Consider the following 1,137-nt stretch of genomic DNA (forward strand, 5'->3'; position numbering starts at 1 on the left):
AGGCGGCCATCCGCCTCGGTCTTCTGAATACGGAGCAATCGGAAGCGTGCTTTGGCAAGCGCTGCGAGGGCTGCGGCATCAATGGATGAAACCTTCCCCCGGCTGCGGGCAAGACGATCAAAGGCGTTCGAGCCGCTGGCAGAGGGTTGCGACACGAGCAGGTCGGCCGACAGCAATATCGCATCCGCCATCATCGCTATTATCCGGTGTTCCGCAATGGAGGAGTGCGGCTGCTCGCGTGGTGCCCATTTTCGCATGAGAGCGTCGGCACGACCCGGGGCCACGAAATCGATCGCCGCCGTAAAAAATTCTTGAAGCCGCGCGTGGAGCCCTGGTGAAGAAGACATAGTCCGTGCTGTCGCAGGCATAATTCACTCCCGGATGAATTTCGGAGTTTAGCAAGCCCTGTATCGAGTCGCATACCCGCTGAGCCATAGCGATCAGGGCGATCGGGTGAAGAAGTAGGTGACAAACCGATGATGCGCTTAATCTATGCGTGTCCTCGATTGCTTGATAGGGGACAGCCATGGACGAGACGACACAGGACGGTGGCAAGGTCTTCGCACCCCTACATGCCAAGACGGCCCTCAATGCCTCGCGTGGTCTTGGCCCAATTCTTCCGCATGATAGAGGCGTTATCATGCGGAAGAATCACGGCGAAGGAGACACGAATTCGCAGTGGCAGTAGGCCATTCCAGCTACACGACCCGAAGGACACGCTCACGCCCGATAGCCCCGTTGTCCCTGACATATTCGCCGGCCTCATCCTCTCCCCCCAGCGTGACATACCCGTCCCGTGAGGCAACCAGCGGACGTCGTCCGGACAGGATCTCAGGGACATAGCTGTTTTCCGACCAGGCTGCTCCCGCCAGACTGTCCGCTTCCGGACTTTCCTCCCGAAAAGCCAGTAGCGCCCGCGTATAGAGCCACATCGCGGTACCGTCGTCTTCGAACTGGCCCAACAACTGTTTCAGGGCAGCCGTAAGGCCGAGCGCCAGAAGATAGCCGGCCAGCAGATAGCGGATACCCTGGTTATCGTTCGGGTTGAGTTCCAGCATCGCCTGGCAATGCCCGATCGCTTCCTGATGCTGGCCCGTCGCCCAGAGCGCGACCGCGAGACCTTGCCGGGCCCGCATA

The 1,137-nt window shown here is 59.8% G+C and carries 2 protein-coding genes; both read right to left on the reverse strand.

The window, feature by feature from the left end:
* The coding region (locus B7X49_RS18740; RefSeq protein WP_286840661.1) for a hypothetical protein at nt 1-257 on the reverse strand (257 nt) is incomplete at its 3' end.
* A gap of 441 nt (nt 258-698) precedes the next feature.
* A partial coding sequence (locus B7X49_RS18745) for a tetratricopeptide repeat protein (RefSeq protein ID WP_286840663.1) occupies nt 699-1,137 on the reverse strand: 439 nt, incomplete at its 5' end.

The sequence above is a fragment of the Acidiphilium sp. 34-64-41 genome, assembly GCF_002282635.1.
Taxonomy (GTDB): domain Bacteria; phylum Pseudomonadota; class Alphaproteobacteria; order Acetobacterales; family Acetobacteraceae; genus Acidiphilium; species Acidiphilium rubrum.